Source organism: Paenibacillus sp. 203 (assembly GCF_037027525.1).
GTDB lineage: Bacteria > Bacillota > Bacilli > Paenibacillales > Paenibacillaceae > Paenibacillus > Paenibacillus polymyxa_B.
On the sequence record NZ_JAXCHD010000022.1, the window covers coordinates 1 to 18,717 of the forward strand.

The following is an 18,717-nucleotide window of genomic DNA, read 5'->3' on the forward strand; positions in this document are numbered from 1 at the left end:
CGACTTGCATGTATTAGGCACGCCGCCAGCGTTCGTCCTGAGCCAGGATCAAACTCTCCATTAAAGACCAACCGAAGTTGGTTTATAGAAAGAGCGATAAGCTCATGTTGAAACTGACGAGATAAAACATCTCATTTTCGCTTCCATTTCATACAACCTAATGGCATGTACCAAAATTTCTGCGTTGGATTTTGTAAACAAAATCCATACTCACTCGTTGTTCAGTTTTCAAAGATCAAATCAACAGCCGTTTAACTGGCTGGATATATAATTTATCACGTGTATACCTATCAGGCAAGTTGTAATATTTACCAGTTTGCTAATTTGTATTTCTACACGGTGTAGTTTTTATTAAAATACTCCAATACACGATGATTTACCTGTAATAACCGAAACTCTCTTATCTCCTACTTGAAGTGCAAAGTTGATCAGGTATAAACGTCATAAATCAGAAAAGCAGAAGCTCTTTATGTATTGGATGAGCTGCTGCTTTAGCTTTTATGATAAAATCCTGAAATGTTCGTTTAGCTTAAAGCTGTAGCTAAATCCTGTATCAAAAGTTCAGCAGGCTCATGCCCTACAGCCAAGCGGATAAGCGATTCAGGCATGTGTTGTTTTTTTAGACTCTGCTTATTGAAGCCGTAGTTTGGTGAGATCACCTGACTCTCCATGGACCCCCAAGATACACCGATCCGGATCAGTCGCAGTTTATTGATCACTCTACATATATCCTCATAAGTCGAATCCTTTAGTTCAAAACTGAATAATCCGGCATAGCCTTTGAGCTGTCTACATGCGAGCTCATGTTGTGGATGAGAAGGAAGTCCGGGATGATTCACTTTGGAAATGGCCGGATGATCTGATAGAAAACGAGCAACCAACAAAGCGTTTCTCTGATGGGCTTCCATTCGGAGCGGGAGTGTTCTTAGCCCCCGAATGAGTAGCCAGGCTTCAAAAGGGCCCAACGAGCCGCCAATCAACTCATACTCTTCAGCATACATACGGTTTATTATCTCTTTAGAAGCGATCACTGCCCCTGCAATTAAATCATTATGACCACCCAAGTACTTGGATGCGGAGTGAACAACGATATCTACGCCCCATTCTAATGGTTTTTGGAAAAGGGGTGTAGCCCATGAATTATCTATGATTGTGCGTATACCCTTCTCTTTGGAAAGCGAAGTTACCTCCTGAATATTTACCATATCGAATGTGAATGAGGTAGGAGACTCCATAAGAATAGCACGGGTCTGCGGTTTGATGGCACCAGCGACTGCTTCTGTAGAAGTCGAATGTACAATGGTGTAGTTTATATGGAACTTCGTTAAGTATTTGGCTAGGCTGACGGAAGTTTCATATATGTGTCCGACCAGAATCAGATGATCCCCTGCGGATAAGCTACACATTAGAGCGGCACTGATAGCAGCCATTCCGGAGGCAAAGCACTTGCAATCCTCCCCACCTTCCAGCGCAGCAATCATTTGTTCTGCAATCCGAACGGTAGGATTGGTTCCTCTCGAATAGACATAATGCTCCTTTTCATTATTAGCTGCTTCAGCATAATCTTCGTAGGTATCAAAGAAAAATGGAGCAGTCTCATAAATAGGAGGAACAGCAGCCTTAGCAAAATACCCTAGTTTGTCCTCAAACCCAAAACAGATGAGCTGATCATCTGAGAAACTCAAACCTGATCACCACTTTCTGAAAAATTTCAAACCCATATGTGGTAGTCTCCTCAATCCGGAACTCAAATATTCTATAATGTAAACTCCTCTAGACCCTGTGGTGGTTGATTGCGAAATTTGGAGAATTATGAGGCTTCCAAATGTCTTTCACTAAGTATCCAATTCATAAAAACAACGTATATTTTGAGGTTGCAGGGCAAAGATATGCTTTATCAATAAAGAGGGGGTTCACTTGTGTTAAAACGTTGGATTAGAAATGTTCTGAAACCTGGAAAAAGGTACACACAGGATATCGAAAAATCCAAACAGCAAGCCTCTTCAGAACCTATAAATCCATCATTAGCACATACTCTATCTTTGCTCAAATTTAAACTTGGGCAAAGTTCTGACTTTATTATTCGTGATTTTCCCGAAAGTCCTACTCATGCCGGCCAATTTGCCGTTTGTTATATTGAAGGACTGATTGATCAGAACTTGCTTTCCGATTTGATCGAGGGCTTAATTACAGAGACAGTCTCCACAGCTTCTTTTAAGCTTGAAGAAAATACCGCAATTTCGCTATTAAAAAGAACAATCCCGTCAGGAAATATTCAAATGATACACTCACAAAATGAAGTTTATCAATCTATCCTATCTGGCAATGCTGTCATTGCTATCGACGGAAGTACATATGCGCTGGCAGTTTCCATCGCAGGTGGAACAAGGCGTGCTATTCAGGAACCCAGTACCCAAACGGTAGTTCGGGGTCCAAAAGAAGGATTTACGGAGGATATCTCAACCAACATTACACTGATCAGAAGAAAATTGCGGACACCTGACCTTAAATTTGAAAGTCACGTTATTGGGCGATATACACAAACCAAAGTCATGTTAGCTTACATTGAAAATGTCGCTAATCCAGAAGTCATACAGGAAATTACAAAACGGCTTCAATCCATTGATACAGACAGCATACTTGAAAGTGGCTACATCGAAGAATTTATACAGGATGAACCACTTAGTCTCTTTCCCACCATGCTAAACTCAGAGCGTCCGGATACAGTCGCAGGTAGCCTTTTAGACGGACAAGTAGCTGTCCTGGTTGATGGGACGCCATTCGCTCTGATTGCACCTGTAACCTTCTTTAATTTCTTTCAAACGGCGGAAGACTACTACCAGAGATATGACATTTCAACTTTTTTAAGGGCTCTTCGTGTAGTATCTTTTCTAGTCTCATTGTTGCTTCCCTCTCTATTTATAGCATTGACGACTTTCCAACAGGAAATGATCCCCACCACGCTGTTGATTACGCTGATGGCTCAACGGGAAGGAACTCCTTTTCCTGCATTATTGGAAGCATTAATGATGGAATTAATGTTTGAAGTGATTCGTGAAGCAGGTGTGCGAATGCCACGGGTCATCGGACCAGCCGTTTCCATCGTAGGAGCTCTGGTTATCGGGCAGGCGGCGGTGCAAGCTGGACTGGTCTCAGGTGCAATGGTTATCGTTGTTGCCTTCACTGCTATATCGAACTTTGTCATCCCGTATTTTGGTATGGCTTCAGCAGTCAGGTTGTTGCGTTTTGCACTTATGCTACTGGCAGGGGCTCTGGGATTATTCGGTATTCTGATCGGAATTATCCCCCTTCTTGTTCATCTTGTATCTCTCAAATCATTCGGAGTTGATTATTTTGTGCCCTACAGCCCCACCTTTAAATCTAATATGAAGGACCTTATCATCAGAGCTCCGTGGTGGGCTATGAAAACCAGACCTAGCGAAAAATCAGGTCATAATGAGACAAGACAGGCAGCTCACCAATACCCTGCTAGTTCGGATGATACCGAAGGTGATCATAAGTCTGATACCCAAAAATAGGAGAGATCAATGGTGCGGCAATTAAGAGTTAGTTATGTTCTGTTTATTGCAGGGTTATTACTTACAGGGTGCGTAGATCGAACAGAATTGAACGAATTAGCCATCACAACAGCAACTGGAATTGATGGACATAAGGGCGACTGGATCAATACCTATCAAATTATAATTCCATCAGCCATGACGACTGGATCAGGTGGTTCTTCCACCGGGGCATCGCAAAGCGCTGTACATACCTTTTCTACACATGGAAAAACATTGAGAGAGACCGTTACGAAGAGTAGCCTGGAATACCCACGCAAACTATATTTTGCCCAAAATAATATACTCGTTATTGGAAAAAAAGCAGCAGAACAAGGCATTGAAGAGATTATTGATATTTACCTCCGCAACCTTGATTCACGAGAAACTGTAAAAGTATTCATTGCCAACGGAGAGGCTCGTAATTTTTTAAAAAAGCTTGTACCACCAGAGAAAATTCCTGGTCAAGCTTTAGAAAAGATTATAGAAAGAAATAGCAAATTAGGATCAATTTACCCTGCAATATCCATGTATGAATTTATTTCGAAAATTAGCTCCGATAGTGCAGCCGGAGTTCCAGAAATATCTCTTGAGGGTTCCGAGCCGGAGAAACTAGACTCTGTTGATGTTTTCAAGGAAACCTCCGCCAAAAATAAACTCAAGTTATCGGGCTTAAGCATTTTTCAGAAAGACAAGAGAGTCGGCTTCCTAAATGAAAAGGAAAGTATAGGGGTTTCATGGTTAAACAACCAGATTAAAAACACTACTGTAAACTATGTGGATGGGAATGTTACGTCCGCTTTCCTCATCCGGAAAGCCAAGGTTAAGGTTACACCAATCAAGAATTTAAATCATTATTACCTCAACGTTGACGTTAAAGCTACCGGGGATCTTCTGTCAGCCTCTTCGCAAAGAGAAATGAAAGATATGCAAAGTATAGGTCAATTGCAGATGCAAGCAGCAGAAACGATCAAACTGCAAATTCAGGAAGGCTGGAAAGCCTTACAGCAAAAGAATATCGACCTTATTGGTGTCGGAAATAAAATTCATCACAAGTACCCAAAAGACTGGAAAAAAATAAAAGAGACATGGCCTGAAGAGTTCGCAAACATGGATATAAAAATAGGTGTAAAAATGAAGCTTGCACGTCCAGGATTATTCGAAAAATCTTTTAACGAACTGTTGAAATGAAATAAACAGGGAGAGGTGAAATGAAGCAATGCGTCAAAATACAATCCGAGTATCCGAGCTGATCATTTGTATGTCTTTATTTGAAGTTGGAAGTACAACTTTGTTTTTAATGGGGGCTGAAGCAAAGCAAGATGCTTGGTTAGTCATGTTGATAGGAGCATTAGCAGGACTTCTTCTGCTAATGCTCCATCTTGCTATTCACCATCAAGATCCTGAATTAGATTTGTTCATGTTGTTTCGCCGTTACACAGGGAAATATGTGGGTACACTCATCAATTTACTTTTTGTGATGTATTTTACATATGAAGCTTCTCGGAACATACGCGATTTAGGCGAGGTGACCGTAATGACTCTGCTCCGCCAAACCCCTTTGTGGATCATCATCTTGATCACAATCGTGGTTGTATCCAACACGGTTCGTTACGGCTACAAAGCATTTTTCTTATTTTGCTTATTCCTTTTCCCTTTTTTTGTACTTGGATACGCCATAATTAGTATATTAATTCCGGCAACTGGTCTCTTTCACTTGGAAAATTCCCTTCCGGTTTTAGAGGAAGGATGGAACCCCATATTTAAAGCCGCTATTCCTGAGCTTATCTCCTTTCCATTCGGACAAACTGTGTTATTTCTTGTATTTTATCCGCTTGTACATAAAGGCCGGAATCTCACAAAACCCGTTTCCTTTGCCTATATAATGACCGCACTTGCTCTAACATTTGTTAATCAATTGGATATTTTTGTTCTCGGACCCAAGATCGCTGCAAATAGCACACTTCCTCTTTTGGAAGCCGTTCAGTTGATTGAATTAGCAGATCTGTTCGAACGAATGGATGCCCTTTTCACCTTGCTTCTTTTTCTTGGCTTGATCATCAAAATGTCTTTATTTTTTAATGGTGCTGTGATAGGACTTGAAAAAATAACCGGAGTCGGATTTAAAAAATGGATTCTTCCCCTTGCAGCACTTATTTATGGTCTTTCTTTTTTGTCGCCTAACTATATTCATCACATGGTAATCGGTCGAAAATTTGTTCTTAATTCCTGGTTTCCTATTTTTCAAATTTTTCTTCCTTTGTTACTATTCACCTTTATTGTTATTGAAAAAAGAAAAAAGACAAATAAACAGTCCTCTTCATGAGGAGATGATCATTCATTTAAATAGATCCACCACTTTTTTAATTTTTATTCTCTTTCATCGGCACTATATGGAGCGTTCCATCCTCGCTAAGCTCTGCATAGGCAATCTCGTCGATACTATCATATCCCTGCTCTCGCGTCTTCGCTTTTATTAGCTTTATATCGATTGTTTTCCCACGCATAGATTCATTTAGCAACCTTCCCTTATCAATGACAGTAACAGAAAATAGATCAGGCTGTGCATCTATTCCCATATCCTGAGCAGCAGGTGGCTCGTATTCGGGTTTGCGCATGACTGACAATGAACCGTTCGTCTCTAACGTGGCATACCAGACCTCACGTAGAGAAAAAATATTTTGCTGGCGCAGCATGGTGAGCAACTGTGTAAATTCTATATCATATTTTTCAAGCATCTCTTGATTGACCTGGCCCTTATCCACGAGCAGCACTGTTCGACCTTCTGCCATATAGCCAAATTTCACAAAACGGGTCGTCGCCTTTTCAAAAAAGTAGGCCAGCGCGCACCATAGTGCCAAAGCAAACAATAGCTGCCCAATGGTTACCTTATCGTCATATAACGTATTTCCCACAATTTCGCTTAACACCAATGATGTTAGGAAATCGAGTGGTGTTAACTGACTGAGTGTTTTCCGACCTGTAATAAAAGTAATGATCCACAAGCCAAAAAAGCTGATGATCAATTTGACACCAATCGTAACAAATACCTCCATAAGTATGCCTCCCGGAAGAAGTTGTTTTCCTTTTGTGTTATTTACACCTGTCTACCTCAGCATAAACAGAGGCTTATTCCTAAAATTGTACGATTAAAAAAGCCCGCTACCAACTTGAGGCAGCGAACTTTTTAATTACGGCTATTATATAATTTTAATCTTTCAGATGTTTATCAAAAAACTCTTAACCACGTTCAATATATGTGGCTGGTTAAAGGCAATATGCCAGCTCCCGTAATTTTGTGCATAGTGACATCATTGCCCGCTAGCTTGGACTCTGGAGTCAGGATTATCTACTTTTCACAAGAAGCTGAATCGCTTCTTTAACCAGCTTATCCGTGTCTCCTCCAGCCTCTTGCTCTTCCAATATACATCGTTGCAGATTCTCTGCTACAATTTGGGCAATCGCTTTATCTGATGCGTTACGTACGGCAGATAACTGGCTAACGACGTCTTTGCACGATTTTCCTTCATCCATTAAACGAAGTACCCCACGCACCTGTCCCTCAATCCTCCTCAGGCGCGTTTTCAGTTCATCACTGTAATTGTAATCCATAAGTAATGCACTCCTTTTTTGACTTACCATATACACGTATAGGTATATTATAAACCAAAAAAATAAATAGGATACCCTAAATAAATAGATTCACCTTGCCCTGCGAAGCATCCCCCAAGTAGGCGGCTACTCCAGCATATTCCAAACCTTCGATTAGCTCTTCTTGCTGCAGCCCTAACAAATCCATGGTCATGGTACAGGCGACGAGCTTGATCCCCTGCTCTCGTGCCAACTCTATAAGCTGCGGCAAGGAAAGCGCATTGTGCTTTTTCATGACATGCTTGATCATCTGTGGACCAAGTCCGGCAAAATTCATTTTGGATAGTGCAAGCTTTTTGGGTCCACGAGGCATGATCCAGCCAAAGGCTTTTTCGAGCATTCCCTTATTGGTGCTCACGATTTCATCCTTGCGTAACGTATTTAGCCCCCAAAAAGTAAAGAAAATAGTTACCTCATGATCATATGCTGCCGCTCCATTCGCAATAATGAATGCAGCAATCGCCTTATCCAGCTCCCCGCTGAATAATACAATCGTTGTTTTGGGCTGAGCATATTCTTGATTATTTGTATAAATTTCTGCTGTCGTACTCATATGGATTCGCTTCCCGTAGTCTCTCCAGCCCATTCGGATATGCCTGAAAGTACAGATTTGACTTTATTAGCGCCTTTGGAAACTAATAGCTGACAAGCCATTTCACTGCGTGCTCCAGCTTGGCAGATCACTACGATTTCTTCTTCCAAGTTCAGTTCAGAGAGTCTGTTCTCCAGTTCGCCAAGAGGGATGTGCTTAGATCCAGGGATATGTTTAAGCGCAAATTCAGCGGGTTCACGAACATCAAGCAAAATGAAGTTCTCGTTTCCAGAACATTTTGCTTGTAGCTCTTCATAGTTTATCGTAGAAGAAAATATTTGCTCCTTCTTCACTTCAGCCGGATTTGCTTTGCGTAAATAATGTCGCATTACATCTCCTTCTTGGAGAGTGCCCAAATATTGATGTCCGGTGTTTTTGGCCCAGCTCTGAAAATCGGCTAATGAACCTTTGTCAGTCGCCTGAACCTCCATAATCTTTCCGGGAACGAGCTCATTCATAGCCTTTTTTGTTCTTACTATAGGCATAGGGCAAGCTAGCCCTTTGCAATCAAGAATACGATCTGCTTGGATATTGTTAATTGATGACATTGTAGTACCTCCGTCTGTTTTTTGAGGGGGCTTAGCTTAGTTAAACCTCTTTATACATATACCCCTATGGGTATTAGGATAACGAGACTCGCTTCTCTTGTCAACTTATTTGGCCGTTTTTTCTCAGTAGCAAACGAAATCATGTCTTGAACAAAATAAAATTAAAAGCAAAAAAGCCGCGCAAAAACGCGACTCTAATGCATAAACCCAAATTAATCGTCTTTTTTCATCAGTTCTGGCAGATCCAGCGACATCGAAATATTGCACAGCATACCTCTGGCAAGAAAAAGCATCGTTCTTTCCATTGCTTGTTCAATACCTGCCCGTCGGAAAGCATCATAGACCGTTGTATGAATTTCACGGAATCCTTGCTGCATCACGCTTACGACCTCATCCTCGCGAATCGTCTGCGCCTGCATTTGCAAAAGTGTTTCATTGCGGTATTCCATCATCATTTGCGAATAGGCTGCAATTAGCTCTTGCTCGAGCTGTTCAGATGAGGCCGAATGAATGACGCTGTGAAAAGATTCTATGATACGTGCAAATGAAACCTTCAAGGCTTCAACAAGCAACGCTTCCTTGGTAGCGAAAAAACGAAAGACGTAAGGCTGAGAAATATTGGCCCGTTCCGCAACTTTGGCTGTTGTAGCTCGGTAGTAGCCCATCTCTGCAAACACTTCAATAGCAGCAGATATGATTTCCTTTTGGCGATTTATAGAGGTTGACGTAGCTTTAGCCATGTTTTTTTCATCCTTTTATTTAGCACAGTTTTCTGATTAGTGATTAATCAATTACAAATCAGTATAAACAACATAACCTAAAAATGCAATGAGTTTGAACAAAGTCGCCTCCGCAATTCTGACGGAAACGACTCTGTTATATACATCCAATTATGGTTTTTTAGAGTTAAAATATATTCGGATATAATTGATCTTTTGCGTTTTGGTTTGATAGGAAAATACTAAATAATAACTAAGTCCTGATGTGTTATTGATCGTATAATTAGCTTCTGCTGTGTCAGGTATGTCTCTAGAGGTGTCAACGGTTTCCGTAGGTTCGCCCAATTCGTCAACAACTTGTTTGATAAGCAACTTCTTATAGTCTGGATCGAAAGATGTAATTTCTGTAACTTTATCGCTTCCATCCAGCATGATGTCTGTATGATACTTAGCATAGCTTCTCATAGGACCTGTAGAACCTGACTCGGATTTCCCCCACAGGTCAAATAACAAATCGCTACTAGTTCCCAAGCCAAGACCTTTAGGCAAATTCGGTAAGGTCCCCTGCTTGGCTGCGCTGAGTATAGCAGCTGCGGAGCTGTGTTTACCGTGAGGTGAAGCTGTACTACTGGCAGGTTCTTGATGGGTAGAGGTTGAGTCTTGGCCATTAGTATTGAGGTCCGTGTTTTGATCTGTAGAACTAGCAGGTGGTGTGACTGTTTCGGCTTTAGTAGGAGCAGTTGATTTTTCCTCCCCGCTATTGCTGCATCCTGTCATCACAGCAAAACCTATAGCCAATAAAGCACTAGTGGTGATTAGCTTGTAAGCCAACTTTTTACGATCATAAGATTGATGTGTATGCTTCATTATAAGATCACTCTTTCCTTGTTCTTGGGTACAAACCAAGTGTAACCGAACCTCATTTCCGGAATACCTCTACTTGTTTCCAACTTGTAAACAAGGACATTGATGATTTTCTAACATACCCTATTTACGACCATAAGCTCCCAGCTGTTGTTTAGAAAAGGAGTAAGGAGAGTCACTCTCCTTCAACCACATATTCCCTTTAATGATGGAGATGTATACAGCAAAAACAAAGTAGATCGTACCCGCAATCCAGTCTATTGCCGTTGGGATGTCTCGCTGTACTATTTCATGAATATACCAGATTCCGACTGGAACATGAAGGAGAAGTGCCGTAAACAAGCCAGGATTATATAAGGTTTTTGCTTTAATATTGACAACGATGCCGTGCCAAACGACCTGAAAGAATCCCATAAAAACTGGTGCGAGTCCAAGCCAGATTACTTGCGGAAACCATACGGGAAGCAGATAAAACACATAGGCAATTGCCACATTGATAATCATCGCTGATTGAGTGTTTAAGGGGTAAAGATCCGGTGTGTCACTTTTAAACATAACTTTGTTAAATAAACCAGCAAAATATCCAGGCCAGCGGTACTCCTCAAATTGATGAAACAATATAGCCACAAAACTCAACCATAACATGCCTGTTATATCCGAAAGGATAGCTGGATTCATAAGTAAAACAATACATACAACCACACCGATTATAGCCCCTGCATCTTGCCAATATTTTCTCAAAAGTATCATATTAGTCACCCCTATGATTTATTTTTGATCAAAATATCTTTCGAACAGCAGATTTAATTGTTCCTCTATTGAAGGTATTTCCACAACTGCCCCTGATTCAAGAATTGGACTCATCAGTGCAGGCAGAAAAATAGCTCCAAATATTTGCAGCATCATCGCTAACAAGCGCTCCGGCTGTTGCTCACCTGTCAGCTCCTTGATCGTGCTCTGAACCTTTGGAAATCCCATTATGTTTAAAAACCTTCCGTATTCCTGTTGAGATGTAAAGGGCGTGCTGCCCATGGCAATAATTCGCGAAAGAAGCTCTGGATATTGACGAATGACCTGCAGATAGTTAAGTAAAAATTGTTTCAGTCTATCTTGGGGAGGCATCGCTGTATTGTCCAAAATAGAAAAGGTGTGCTGAAAGCCATTTAATATCACTTCAATAGCTTCACTGAGCAGATTTTCCTTGGAGCCAAAATAATAATTAACTAAAGAAATATTAGTAGCAGACAGGTCGGCAATTTTCCGGATTGTAACTGCCTCAAAACCTTCCTTTTGAATAAATTCCAGCGTAGCATCTAAGATTTTTTCCTTGGTTTGTTGTTTTTTGTCTGGGTGATTCAATGTTTTTCCTCCTCCAGTTTCGTCCAATCATAACGGGATGAATGAAATGGGACGATTTTATGTAAATGACTTTTCAAACAATAATTAAAACGTTGTTTAAATTACTGTTTGAACTCAGTTCAGCACTTTATATTTCACAAAACAAGCAGCAATTTGAGATTTAGAGAATAGAAAAACCCGCATAACGAATGAGATCGTTTGCGGGTCGATTGAATGGAGATTGAAAAAAGGCCTAAATAGCCCAATTTCCTTTGCGGAACACGGCTTCTTTGCTTCCGTCTTGCAATTCGCCGTCAATATCCAGCTCAGCTGAGCCGATCATGAAGTCCACATGAGTCAGGCTGACATTGGCACCGTTCTGGAGCAGCTCCTCCCGGTTCATTTGTGTCCCATTTTCCATATTAAATGGATACGCACTGCCTAGAGCCAAATGGCAGGAGGCATTTTCGTCGATACCTGTATTGTAAAAAATGCGATTGAGATTGGAAATCGGTGAATCGTGCGGCACCAGTGCAACTTCTCCCAAATAGCTGGCCCCTTCATCCGTAGCGAGCAAATGAGTCAGATGCTGCTCGCCGGATTCTGCTGTATATTCAGTGACTTTACCGTCCTTAAAGGTAAACGTTATGCGATCCACCAGTTGTCCATTTAAATTGAGTGGCATGGTACTTGTGACATGACCATTCACACCTGTACGCTTAGGCATCGTGAACACTTCTTCTGTCGGCATATTCGCGACAAAATAATCTCCGTGCTCGTTCTCACCACCACCGCTGCGCCAAATATGACCGTCAGCCAGTTCAATTCTCAAATCCGTTCCTGGTGCACGATAATGGAGGCTTTTATACTTTTTATGATTCAGCTTGTCTTGTACCTGTTCAAGGTTTTTCAAATGTTTCTGCCAATTCTGAATAGGATCAGAGCCATCTACACGGTTCATTTGGAAGATTGTATCCCACATGACACGTATACGATCCTCTTCTGCTACATCTGCAAATACTTTATCGGCCCAAGCCTTCGTCGGCGCTTTAATCAAACACCAGCTAATTTTATGATTTCGGGTATATTTGGAAAAACCTTCTCTCGCCGTAGCTGCCGCCTTAGTCGCACGAGATACCTTTTGTGGATCAATGCCTTGATATAAATCTGGGTTCGGCACTTTAATCGTTAGTGTGGCTCCACCCTCTTCAGCAAATTTCTCCATCATTTCTGCCTTCCAAGCAGGGTAGTAATCAAAGCTGGCTTCGTCACCATGTTCAAAACGACTACGTGTGATGGAATCATCCTCGAACTCTACCTGTACATATTTAGCGCCTGCTTCATAGGCTTTGCTGACAATCAGGCGTGTAAACTCAACAGTTTCCAGTGGTGCAGTTACCAAAAACACCTGTCCGGGCTGAATGTTAACCCCTACTCTTACGACCAGTTCTGCGTATTGCTCCAACAATGATTCAAATGTACTCATTTTTCCACGCTCCTGTTCCCTTTTGATTATATTGAATGATTTCATCACTACAGTACGGATTGCTTCTCCAGTTCACGTAGCTCCACTCTTCGTATTTTGCCAGAGCTAGTTTTAGGAAGCTCTTGAATAAACTCTATTTTTCGTGGATATTTATAAGGCGCCGTCCATGTTTTCACATGATGTTGCAGTTCCTTCACTAACGCCGGTGATCCTTCTACCCCAGCTTTGAGTACGACAAAAGCTTTTACAACATGTCCACGGATTTCGTCAGGGCTGGCTACAGCAGCACATTCCTGCACGGAGTCATGCTTCATAAGCGCTTCCTCTACTTCAAAAGGACCAATGGTATAGCCAGAACTGATAATGATATCATCCCCACGTCCTTCGAACCAGAAATATCCATCCTCATCTTTGCGAGCTCGGTCTCCCGTAACAAAATAATCTCCGTGGACACTAGCTAATTTGCGTTCTGGATCATGGTAATACGTATGGAATAATGCCGGCAGATCAGCGCGTACCGCAATATCGCCCACTTGCCCCGGAGCCAGTGGAATGCCATCCTCGTCTACGACCTCAACGAGTCCCGTTGCAATAGATTTGCCCATCGAGCCTGTGCGCAGAGGTGCATCCTTTAAATTACCAATAATTAATGTGCTCTCTGTTTGACCGTAGCCGTCACGAATCGTAATGTTGAACTGCTCCTGAAACTTATTAATAACCTCCTGATTGAGAGGCTCTCCCGCAGAAACTGCGCTGCGCAATTGGGATAGATCATATTGATCCAAACCATCCGTTTTCGCCATAATCCGGTATTCTGTCGGCGTACAGCACAACACTTGGATTCCGTACTGCTGCATGAACTGCAAATAGCGACCCGGACGAAACGGACCATTATATACGAATCCGGTCGCTCCATTCCCCAGTACTGATAAAAACGGACTCCAAATCCACTTTTGCCATCCTGGTGCAGCTGTAGCCCATACTACGTCTGAAGCTCGAATATCCAACCATGGTGATGTTATCCGCAGATGGGCATATCCCCAGCCATGGCTATGTACAACACCTTTAGGATTTCCTGTGGTGCCCGAAGTATAGGCCAGAATGGCCATGTCGTCACGGTGCGTCTTCACAGCTTCAAAAGTATCTTCCTGTCCATCCATTAGCTCATTCAGCACGAGCCAGCCAGATACATCTGCCGTGTCGTCCCCGGAGACCACGATACGATAGTCCAGAGCAGGCAAATCATCATTTATTTTGTCCACTTCGCTTGTTACTCCGGTCCAGGCAATGACTGCGCGCGCTTCCGAATGGCGGAGACGATATGCAATATCCTTGGCACGTAGCATTTCTGAAGATGGAATGACAGCAAGCCCCAGCTTCAAGCAGGCCAGATAAATTACATACGCAATAATACGCCGTGGTACTACGACCAGAACCCTATCACCTTTGTTAAATCCCAGATTTGCGAGTCCTCCAGCCAGCCGGTTAGCCTTTTTCAACAGCTCTCCGTAGGTGATTTCTTCGTATTCTCCTGTCTCACTCAGCCACTTGAGTGCAGTTTTACTAGCATCATGGTGTTCCATTTCCGAAGTCATATTGTAATATTCAGGCGCAAGCCATTGTTGTTGATCTGTCAAATTATACCTTCCCCTTTATACATAAGATGAGATCCACTTTCTTACTGTAGTATAACACGTCTTAGTACCAGGTTCTAATACCAGAATCATATTTTTGAAAAAAAATAAATTGGGTAAAGCGATCGATAAAAATAAAGAGCCTGATTTCAGGCTCTTTCAGATTGTCGAGAAACCCCGTCATTTTGAGACGTGGGTTTCTTTTTTACATCATAATGCTCTGTCCTCTGGGGAAATAGGGGGGGTTACCCCTGTTTTTCCAGGCGATCCAGGTGGATCGCCACCTTCTTCATGTTCTGCACGGCTGCCGCCATAAGGGCTTGTTCCCTGACGTTTGGAAGACCGCGCAAACGGCAATAGCGAAACCCATGGAGCTCTTTGGCATCCGCGAAGCTTCGCTCAATCGTCTCTTTTCGTTTGCGGTATAGCTTTTTACCGGATAGGCTCAACCGGTTGCTCCGCACCCACTCTTTGCTGTCTTCCCAGACATGCCGAGTCACCACTTTGCGGTGGTTTTGAGACTGGGTACACTGGTTCAGCAACGGGCAATGCTGACACTGTGCTGGGTCAGAGGCATACTGCTGGTATCCCTTACGGTCCGTCGTCCGGTAGGGCAGTTCTTGTTGGGCTGGGCATCTATACACATTGCGTTTGGCATCGTATTCAAACTTCCATTTTGGGAACAGTCCTTGTCTGGAATGGAATCTTCGGTGAGCAATCACGGCAAAAATCTTTCGGTTTTGTAAACCTCGACAAATCGGCGTCGTTAAATAACCTGAGTCTAGTGCCACGGCTTCTACTTGAAAACCAAAACGTTCTCGTTGGCGGTCCAAACGGGACAAATAGGGGACGGAATCATGTACATTTCCCGGTGTCACATGCACATCGGTAATGAGATTGTACTTCATATCCACCGTTCGGTGGTCCAGATAGAAGAAGCCTTCGGGCTTGCCATCACGGATCATATAGCCGCTGTCCGGGTCGGTTTTGCTTACTTTTATTTCTTTTTCCTCGTTCACTTCCTCTCGAGATTTTAGCGCTTTTTTCCGTGGTTTCTCCGGTCATCCTTCACCGCTTCGTTAAGCTCGTCCATATAGTCTTTGGTATTCTGCAATACTTGCTCTTTGGTGTACTTATGTTTATTGGCATTGGCCTTGAGGTGGGTGGAATCGGTCATGAGAACACGTCCGCCCACCATTCGGTGAGAGATCGCCTGCAGCACAATTTCATCGAAGATATCTTGAAAGATCGTGGTGTCTTTAAAGCGTGTACGGCGATTCCAGCTAATCGTCGTATGATCCGGAACTTTATCGGTTAAGCCCAGCCCCAGAAACCAACGATAGGCCAAGTTCGTCTGAATTTCACGCTCGAGTTGCCGTTCTGAGCGAATGCCATAGAAATAACCGAGGAAAATCATTTTAAACAATACGGTAGGATCAATGGCAGGACGCCCGTTGTCCGCACAATACAGCGGGCTTACCTTCTCATGAATAAAGGAGAAGTCTATATATGTATCCACTTTGCGAAGCAAATGATCTTGGGGAACCAGTTCTTCCAGAGAAACCAATTCAAAAGATTGTTGTTTGTCTTGATTAGGTCGAAGCATATCAACACCGTCCGTTCTATACAATAGTTACCTATATTATACAACATTAACGCGGTGTCGTCTTAAATAAAATTAACATAAAAGAAGCTGTCGAGACTTTCTCGACAGCCTGAAAGAGCCTGATTTCAGGCTCTTTTTCTTCACTGCTATCGTGATCTACAGCTGGAGTTCTATCGCTGTAGAAGCCGCTTCCTGACCATTTACGAGCAGCGAAATCCGATGCGTTCCCGCATAGTGGCGACGAGTTGTCAGGTCTGCAAAGCGGTGTGTCCGTGTACCTGTAAGATGGGTTCCTCCAGGGACTGTTTTGTCAGATAGCAAAAACAGTTTACGTGAGACTTGTCCTCTCGCCTTCACAAAGTCAATGCCGTACTCGATGCGGACTCGTACCGAGTTACCTCCACGAAGCTGAAGCGCGTAGCTCAACTCACAGCTATCACCGAGTCTTAGCAAGGCAGGGTCTGTGGTGAAAGAGGCACCCGTGACCAACGGTGCCCCGTCTGTTTCATCCGCATAGCCGAACATTGCCATCACTTCAGGGATGGATTTGCGAATCAGGGTCCGGCAGCCATGACGCACAATCCAATCGGTGTCAGGATGTGTCCCTTTCCACCGTTGAGCCGTAGCAATGACCACATCAGGATGATCCTTGGCAATATCGTTCAGGTTGTTGGCTACACTTTTACGTACATATAGTGATGGATCGGCTTTCAATAATTCCAATACAGCCAATACTGGAGCAGGATCGCGCTTAAACACAGGCAACGCCTGTCCCCAGGGTAGCCGTGGACGGCAGCCTTCGCTGGCAAGACGGCGAACGTGCTCACTTTGATGTCCCGCCCAGGTCGTCATCTGCTGCATCATCCGTTCCGGTTCACGCAGGAGGAAGGGTCTTACGGCGAACTCCGCAGAGGACTTAGATGTGAATCGCTCCAGTGCCTTCATGGACAGGTCCCAATGTTCTTCTCCCTGCCCATACACCTCCACAAAATCGGGGAAAAACAAGTACGGAAAACCACTGCAATGCTCATCTATAGTAAAAAGAATACCCTGAGCTTCTTCATAATTACTGGGCAAAAATGCCCCTAATGTTAACGAAATACGCCGTATTCGTTCTTTCAGCTCCAGCTCATCCCATTTTTTATCCATCACTTGATGGATAAATCCGATGGTATCGAACGGCCTGTACGCAGACTGTACTTTTTCACCGAAAAGTCGAAGAAAATCCTCTGTGTATATATTTTTTAAAGGTTCAGCCATCTTGTATCTCCTTTTGTATCCGAATGTAAACGATAGATTCATACCTTCGTCTATGATAACCATAAACAGCGCTCCAACACCAGCACTAAAACGATCAGCTCCTACGTTCCAGAGCCAGAAATACTAAAAATGCCAGGCCCTGTGATGAGGGCCTGGCATTTTGCATGCGTAGCTTATGAATTTGGATCAAGCTCTAGCTTATGTCCTCAGTAACGGGAGTTGGGGTTACTCTTCCAATCTCCTCTGAAGGAATCTCAAACTGGCGAATATCCTTGACCAAAAACATGATCAAGCCGCACAATGCGGTAATCAGTCCGCTGAAAAACAGCACCTCACTAAGAGCAAACCGTAAAGCTAGCGGACCACCAATCAAGGCTCCCAATGGCAGGGCTGCGCTCGACAGCGTGTTTAGAAAGGATGCCACCCGTCCCATTAACGGCAGCGGGGTAATAATTTCAATCAAGGACGTTTGCAGTACATTGATGATGCCTGTAAAAATACCTAGCAACAGGGCGGCCAGCAGCTTCATCCACATCTCCGGCACAATGGAAAACACGTAGATCGCCAGCCCCATAGCTACCCAGGAGACCGCAATGGTGATGCCGTTCTTTTTCAATACACTGACCAGAAAGGAACCGACAAAAATACCGATAAAATAGGCCACATACAGTAAGCTGTAATAGATCGGTGAGCCATAGGATACCGCAATGGAAGGTAGGGCAATAATTAAAATGGCCATCGAAAAATTCGTCAAAGCAAAGAACGGGAGCATAATTCTCAGGAAGGCGTTCCGTTTTACAAAAAGATACCCTTCTTTCAGCTCCCTCAGATAGTACCCCAGCTTCAGTGAACCTTTACCGTTCGTGTCCTCCATCGCAGGAGCGTCGATCTGCTTGCTGAGCCTGATATACACAAAGCCTGCCAGAAACAGCATTGCGCTGGCTAGAAAAAACGTGTTTTTCATCCCCATGGCGATAATGAGCGAGGCTCCAGCCAGATACCCGGCGATATTAATCACCTGATCCGTCGACGAAATCATGGAATTCGCCCGGACAATCAAATCCGGCGAGCCTACCAGTTGCGGCAGCATTTTACTGTTGGCCGGATAAAACAATGTAGAGAAGCAGGATGCAATAAAAACAATAACAAGGATAGCGACCAGATTAACCATCCCGTCCTGAATGAGAAACGGGACAGCCAAAATGAGCACAGCCTGCGTAAACAAGGCGATACTGGCCAACAAAGGCGGTGAATAGCGATCCACCAAAGGACCCACGAGAAAGCTGAAAATCGACGCCGCAGATACGGCCGTATACGTGAAGCTGGTCATCGCCACCGACTGTGTCGATTGCTGTACAAAATACAGCAGGACGATAGAATAAATGCTGTCCGCGATGTTGGCAGAAGTACGGGAAGCAAAGAAACGGATAAAACGATGATCCTTAAACAATTGATTCACATC

17 protein-coding genes and 1 rRNA gene are annotated in these 18,717 nt (G+C 43.3%); 3 read left to right on the forward strand and 15 right to left on the reverse strand.

Features of this window, described 5'->3' with window-relative positions:
- Both WA407_RS25605 and WA407_RS25610 read right to left on the reverse strand, forming a co-directional pair.
- Window positions 1–64 (reverse strand): 16S ribosomal RNA (locus tag WA407_RS25605); the annotation flags it as partial.
- A gap of 460 nt (window positions 65–524) precedes the next feature.
- Complete coding sequence (locus WA407_RS25610; RefSeq protein ID WP_235309894.1) at window positions 525–1,685, reverse strand: trans-sulfuration enzyme family protein; 1,161 nt, start codon at window positions 1,683–1,685, stop codon at window positions 525–527.
- A gap of 234 nt (window positions 1,686–1,919) precedes the next feature.
- On the opposite strand from WA407_RS25610, the gene WA407_RS25615 reads away from it, so the two are divergent.
- From WA407_RS25615 to WA407_RS25625, 3 genes are read left to right on the forward strand one after another with little or no spacing between them, the layout of a single operon-like run.
- Window positions 1,920–3,539, forward strand: a complete 1,620-nt coding sequence (locus WA407_RS25615) for a spore germination protein (RefSeq protein WP_336078687.1) — start codon at window positions 1,920–1,922, stop codon at window positions 3,537–3,539.
- 9 nt (window positions 3,540–3,548) lie between these two features.
- A complete protein-coding gene (locus WA407_RS25620) occupies window positions 3,549–4,748 on the forward strand; it encodes a Ger(x)C family spore germination protein (protein ID WP_336078688.1) in 1,200 nt (399 codons plus the stop codon).
- A gap of 28 nt (window positions 4,749–4,776) precedes the next feature.
- A complete protein-coding gene (locus WA407_RS25625) occupies window positions 4,777–5,883 on the forward strand; it encodes a GerAB/ArcD/ProY family transporter (RefSeq protein WP_336078689.1) in 1,107 nt (368 codons plus the stop codon).
- A gap of 37 nt (window positions 5,884–5,920) precedes the next feature.
- Here the strand turns inward: WA407_RS25625 and WA407_RS25630 are convergent, their stop codons facing one another.
- The 13 genes from WA407_RS25630 to WA407_RS25690 all read right to left on the reverse strand — a co-directional run bounded on the left by WA407_RS25630 (window position 5,921) and on the right by WA407_RS25690 (window position 18,714).
- Complete coding sequence (locus tag WA407_RS25630) at window positions 5,921–6,613, reverse strand: YetF domain-containing protein (protein WP_235309898.1); 693 nt, start codon at window positions 6,611–6,613, stop codon at window positions 5,921–5,923.
- Window positions 6,614–6,902: 289 nt separating this feature from the next.
- Window positions 6,903–7,169, reverse strand: coding sequence for a metal-sensitive transcriptional regulator (locus WA407_RS25635; protein WP_013310304.1), 267 nt, complete (start codon window positions 7,167–7,169; stop codon window positions 6,903–6,905).
- Window positions 7,170–7,245: 76 nt separating this feature from the next.
- Window positions 7,246–7,761: a DsrE/DsrF/DrsH-like family protein gene (locus WA407_RS25640; RefSeq protein ID WP_336078690.1), complete on the reverse strand. Its 516-nt coding sequence runs from the start codon at window positions 7,759–7,761 to the stop codon at window positions 7,246–7,248.
- The gene (locus WA407_RS25645) at window positions 7,758–8,348 is read right to left on the reverse strand and encodes a sulfurtransferase TusA family protein (protein ID WP_336078691.1); all 591 of its coding nucleotides are present in this window, start codon (window positions 8,346–8,348) and stop codon (window positions 7,758–7,760) included. Before WA407_RS25645 ends, WA407_RS25640 begins: the two co-directional genes overlap by 4 nt.
- Before the next feature lie 212 nt (window positions 8,349–8,560).
- Window positions 8,561–9,088 carry a TetR/AcrR family transcriptional regulator gene (locus WA407_RS25650; protein ID WP_069291900.1) on the reverse strand — a complete coding sequence of 176 codons (528 nt, stop codon included), beginning with the start codon at window positions 9,086–9,088 and terminating at the stop codon, window positions 8,561–8,563.
- A gap of 150 nt (window positions 9,089–9,238) precedes the next feature.
- Entirely contained in the window at window positions 9,239–9,934 is a 696-nt protein-coding gene (locus tag WA407_RS25655; protein WP_336078692.1) for a DUF4309 domain-containing protein, read from the reverse strand.
- 120 nt (window positions 9,935–10,054) lie between these two features.
- The gene (locus WA407_RS25660; RefSeq protein ID WP_336078693.1) at window positions 10,055–10,681 is read right to left on the reverse strand and encodes an HXXEE domain-containing protein; all 627 of its coding nucleotides are present in this window, start codon (window positions 10,679–10,681) and stop codon (window positions 10,055–10,057) included.
- 18 nt (window positions 10,682–10,699) lie between these two features.
- Window positions 10,700–11,290 (reverse strand): TetR/AcrR family transcriptional regulator, encoded by a 591-nt coding sequence (locus tag WA407_RS25665; RefSeq protein WP_023988547.1) that lies wholly within the window; start codon window positions 11,288–11,290, stop codon window positions 10,700–10,702.
- 232 nt (window positions 11,291–11,522) lie between these two features.
- Entirely contained in the window at window positions 11,523–12,755 is a 1,233-nt protein-coding gene (locus WA407_RS25670; RefSeq protein WP_250268279.1) for an aminopeptidase, read from the reverse strand.
- Between the two features lie 47 nt (window positions 12,756–12,802).
- Complete coding sequence (locus WA407_RS25675; RefSeq protein WP_336078694.1) at window positions 12,803–14,392, reverse strand: acyl-CoA synthetase; 1,590 nt, start codon at window positions 14,390–14,392, stop codon at window positions 12,803–12,805.
- Between the two features lie 242 nt (window positions 14,393–14,634).
- Window positions 14,635–15,995, reverse strand: a protein-coding gene (locus WA407_RS25680; RefSeq protein WP_235309905.1) for an IS1182 family transposase whose coding sequence is annotated in 2 segments (ribosomal slippage) — window positions 14,635–15,428 and window positions 15,428–15,995 — 1,362 coding nt in all. Because the reading frame shifts where the segments join, the coding sequence is not laid out codon by codon here.
- Window positions 15,996–16,151: 156 nt separating this feature from the next.
- On the reverse strand, window positions 16,152–17,255 hold the full coding sequence (locus tag WA407_RS25685; RefSeq protein ID WP_336078695.1) for a DNA alkylation repair protein: 1,104 nt from the start codon (window positions 17,253–17,255) through the stop codon (window positions 16,152–16,154).
- Between the two features lie 193 nt (window positions 17,256–17,448).
- Window positions 17,449–18,714 carry an MFS transporter gene (locus WA407_RS25690; protein ID WP_235309906.1) on the reverse strand — a complete coding sequence of 422 codons (1,266 nt, stop codon included), beginning with the start codon at window positions 18,712–18,714 and terminating at the stop codon, window positions 17,449–17,451.
- Window positions 18,715–18,717 lie beyond the last annotated feature (3 nt).

Excerpts from the sequence above, each read along its gene's own strand:
- WA407_RS25620 (WP_336078688.1), top strand. The coding sequence starts at position 3,549 with ATGGTGCGGCAATTAAGAGTTAGTTATGTTCTGTTTATTGCAGGGTTA.
- WA407_RS25625 (WP_336078689.1), top strand. The coding sequence starts at position 4,777 with ATGCGTCAAAATACAATCCGAGTATCCGAGCTGATCATTTGTATGTCT.
- WA407_RS25630 (WP_235309898.1), bottom strand. The coding sequence starts at position 6,613 with ATGGAGGTATTTGTTACGATTGGTGTCAAATTGATCATCAGCTTTTTT.
- WA407_RS25635 (WP_013310304.1), bottom strand. The coding sequence starts at position 7,169 with ATGGATTACAATTACAGTGATGAACTGAAAACGCGCCTGAGGAGGATT.
- WA407_RS25640 (WP_336078690.1), bottom strand. The coding sequence starts at position 7,761 with ATGAGTACGACAGCAGAAATTTATACAAATAATCAAGAATATGCTCAG.
- WA407_RS25645 (WP_336078691.1), bottom strand. The coding sequence starts at position 8,348 with ATGTCATCAATTAACAATATCCAAGCAGATCGTATTCTTGATTGCAAA.
- WA407_RS25650 (WP_069291900.1), bottom strand. The coding sequence starts at position 9,088 with ATGGCTAAAGCTACGTCAACCTCTATAAATCGCCAAAAGGAAATCATA.
- WA407_RS25655 (WP_336078692.1), bottom strand. The coding sequence starts at position 9,934 with ATGAAGCATACACATCAATCTTATGATCGTAAAAAGTTGGCTTACAAG.
- WA407_RS25660 (WP_336078693.1), bottom strand. The coding sequence starts at position 10,681 with ATGATACTTTTGAGAAAATATTGGCAAGATGCAGGGGCTATAATCGGT.
- WA407_RS25670 (WP_250268279.1), bottom strand. The coding sequence starts at position 12,755 with ATGAGTACATTTGAATCATTGTTGGAGCAATACGCAGAACTGGTCGTA.
- WA407_RS25685 (WP_336078695.1), bottom strand. The coding sequence starts at position 17,255 with ATGGCTGAACCTTTAAAAAATATATACACAGAGGATTTTCTTCGACTT.